Annotated in this window: 2 protein-coding genes and 2 pseudogenes; 1 reads left to right on the top strand and 3 read right to left on the bottom strand. The window is 69.8% G+C overall.

Going from position 1 to position 2965, the window contains the following annotated elements:
- Positions 1-25: 25 nt before the first annotated feature.
- A complete protein-coding gene (locus EHS43_RS41585) occupies positions 26-715 on the bottom strand; it encodes a DJ-1/PfpI family protein (RefSeq protein WP_125195684.1) in 690 nt (229 codons plus the stop codon).
- 207 nt (positions 716-922) lie between these two features.
- Here EHS43_RS41585 and EHS43_RS41580 point away from each other — a divergent pair, with 207 nt between their 5' ends.
- A complete protein-coding gene (locus tag EHS43_RS41580) occupies positions 923-2206 on the top strand; it encodes a helix-turn-helix domain-containing protein (protein WP_260470957.1) in 1284 nt (427 codons plus the stop codon).
- On the opposite strand, the pseudogene EHS43_RS48510 reads toward EHS43_RS41580, so the two are convergent.
- Both EHS43_RS48510 and EHS43_RS48505 read right to left on the bottom strand, forming a co-directional pair.
- Positions 2143-2376 (bottom strand): annotated as a pseudogene (locus EHS43_RS48510) (arsenic resistance protein); the annotation flags it as partial. The gene EHS43_RS41580 and the pseudogene EHS43_RS48510 sit on opposite strands and share 64 nt — an antisense overlap.
- A 61-nt stretch (positions 2377-2437) precedes the next feature.
- Positions 2438-2839, bottom strand: a pseudogene (locus EHS43_RS48505) (1-acyl-sn-glycerol-3-phosphate acyltransferase); the annotation flags it as partial.
- Positions 2840-2965: the final 126 nt, after the last annotated feature.

Here is a 2965-nt window from a genome sequence, read left to right as displayed (position 1 = left end):
GCGGTGCAGAGGGAGGGGCATCGGGTCAGAATCGGACGGGCTCCGGGCCCTTGTGTCGCCAGACAGTGCCGCGGCGCTCATGGGCGAACAGCGTCTCGACGGCATGAGCAATCCGGGGCCCCACCTCGCGCTCCAGCAGATACAGGCCGAGGTCGAGTCCAGAGGTGACGCCGGCGCCGGTGACAAGGTCGCCGTCATCGACGACGCGGGCGCTCACCGTGTGTACGCCGGTGGCGTCGAGCATGTCCAGGCCCATGTGGTGCGTGGTGGCATGGCGCCCTTCCAGCAGGCCGGCCATGGCCAGGACGAGTGAGCCGCCGCACACCGCACTGACCGTCACCTCGGGATTGTCCATCGCAGCCTTCAACAGCGCGGGCAACTCGGTAGTCAGCGTGCGGCCCAGCAGTACGGGGATGAATGCATCCTGCTGCCACTCTCCGGTCGCCGCATCGTCGTCAGGGACCTCACCGGGTTCTCCGACCCGGCCCGAGGCACCGGGAACCAGGATCAAACCGGCACGCCCGGGGTCGAGAGCGGCAGTGGCGCGCAGCGCCAGCCCGCCAGTGCCGCTCACCACCTCGCGTGGCCCTTCGGCGGAGACCAGTTCCACGCTCACCGCGCCTGCGGAGGCGGTACCGCCGGCGTACAGCACCTCGTAAGGAGCGATGACATCAAGCGGATCGAAACCGTCGAACAAGACGATCTGGGCATGCATGGAGGGGTCCTTCGCCTTCGGGAAGTGGCGGCCTGCGTGGGGTACGCCCCGAACGTAACCGGCTGCCACCTCGTCACCCAGTGGCAGGATTGACAGATACCAACGGGATAGCGCCAAGCCTGAGAAGAGGTCACTGAACTGCGGTCAAGCCGAGACATTCGCGAACCAGGACCGCAACCGCGGTCCAGTTGCGGGGCATTTCTGGCCATGCACACCGTCGCCGTTCTCACGCTGGACCATGTGATCCCGTTCGACCTCTCCACCCCGATCGAGGTCTTCACCCGTACCCGCCTCCCGGACTGGCGCCCCGGCTATCAGATCCGCGTGTGTGCCGAGCGACAGGAGATCGCTACCGGGGCCTTCGTCATGCGCGCACCCTGGGGCCTCGACGGGTTCCGGGACGCGGACACGGTCATCGTGCCCGGTACCGCCGCCCCGGAAGCCCCGCTCTCCTCAGCCGTCCGCCGTGAGCTGCGAGCAGCCGCCGCGAACGGCACGCGCATCGCCTCCACCTGTTCGGGCACCTTCCCCCTGGCCACTACCGGCCTGCTCAACGGCCTGCGGGCCACGACTCACTGGGCCGCCGCCAGTCTCCTGGCCACCACCTACCCGGATATCGAGGTCGACCCGGACGTGCTGTATGTCGACAACGGGCAGATCCTCACCTCAGCGGACGCGGCCGCGGGCCTGGACCTGTGCCTGTACATGATCCGCCGCGATTACGGCTCGGCCGTCGCCGTCGACGCCGCCCGCCTGTCCGTCATGCCGTTCGAACGCGAAGGCGGACAAGCACAGTTCCTCGTCCACGGCTACGTGCCAACCGCTCAGGGCTCCGCCCTCGAACCACTGCTCTTGTGGATGCAGGACAACCTCGCTCGTCCCCTCACCCTCGCCGACATGTCCGCCCAGGCCGGCGTCAGCACTCGGACCCTGATCCGCCGCTTCAGCGAACAGACCGGTACCACCCCGCTCCTGTGGCTCCACCGCGCGCGCATCCGCCAGGCCCAAGACCTCCTGGAGACCACGCACCACACCGTCGAGCGCATCGCCGCCCAGGTCGGCTTCGGCTCACCCACAGCCTTCCGTGACCGCTTCAAACACCGCAGCGGTCGAGCGGTATCTCACCAGCGAGGGCACCGCGAAGTCCTCCGCGCGGATCTACGGGTCTCGCCGACGACATGTGGGTGGATGCTTGCCGGCAAGTCGGCGCCGACCGGACGCACCCGCCGAGTCGCGAAGCCGCCCGTTTTTCCCCACACCGCGATCGACGACCCAGCCCTGTTCGAGGCGCTGGCTGAGTTGGCGGCGCGCGGGCGGACGAGCTTCCGGCGGACGAGCCAGCCCGACCTCACCAAGGCCCTTGCTGTGGAACAGGTCGCCGCCCTGTGCCGGCTGGACGTTGCTGCGGATAGTCGTGCTCTTCGGGGTCAGAGTGCCGCGGGCTGGCCCGTGGGAGCGGTCGGTACGAGGCGGGGGACGAGACGGACGTAGAGGAGCATGCCGAGGACTTCGACGAGTGTCTGCGTGACCACGACTACCGACGCGACGGCGAGTGCGTCGGGCAGCGCCAGGGCGAGCGGCAGCACGACCAGGGAGTTGCGGGTGGCCCCGGTGAACACGATCGCCCGTGCGGCGGAGGCGTTGAGGCGGAATAGACGGGCCGAGGGGGATTACGGGTGCGCCGGTCTGCTCGGTCAGCCGGGCGAGTCCGGTGCGGAAGGCGGCGGGAGCGGCTTCCGTGGCGTCCGTGCGGGTGGGGATGCCGCCTTCGCCGTAGATGAGGACGAGTCGGCCGCGTTCGTTGGCGGCTGCGGCTGCGGCTGCGGCTGCGGCGGCGTCGAGGCAGCGGGCGGCGCTCTTGTGGTGGCGGTGCTCGGGGACATGGCCCTCGCGGGTGAGGGCGCGGCCCGGCAGCGGGACGCGCCACAGTCCTGCGGCGGTGATGATCACGGGCTGGACGCCGAGGCGGTGCAGTGTCGTGAGGACGACGGCCGGGTCTGCGAGCGAGGTGTGGTGGGCGGCGATGACGGTGCCTGGTGCCAGTTCGGCCTCGGTGTCTGTGGTGACGGTCAGCCGCGCGCAGAGGGGCAGCAGGGTGGTGGCGAGGCGGCTGGGCTTGTGCACTCCCGGTCATGACGGTGAAGGAGTTCGTCGTCGGTGGCGGTGTCCGGCTCGCGCCTGGGGGCTCGTACTCACCTTGTGCCGTGCCGCTGCCCAGCGGGGGAGCCCTGCGCAGTCACCCGCCCCGAC

Origin of the sequence: Streptomyces sp. RP5T (genome assembly GCF_003933965.1) — a bacterium.
In the GTDB taxonomy this organism is placed as follows: Bacteria; Actinomycetota; Actinomycetes; order Streptomycetales; family Streptomycetaceae; genus Streptomyces.
The sequence above is the reverse complement of the archived record's forward strand: the minus strand, read 5'-3'. Positions and strand labels throughout refer to the sequence as shown.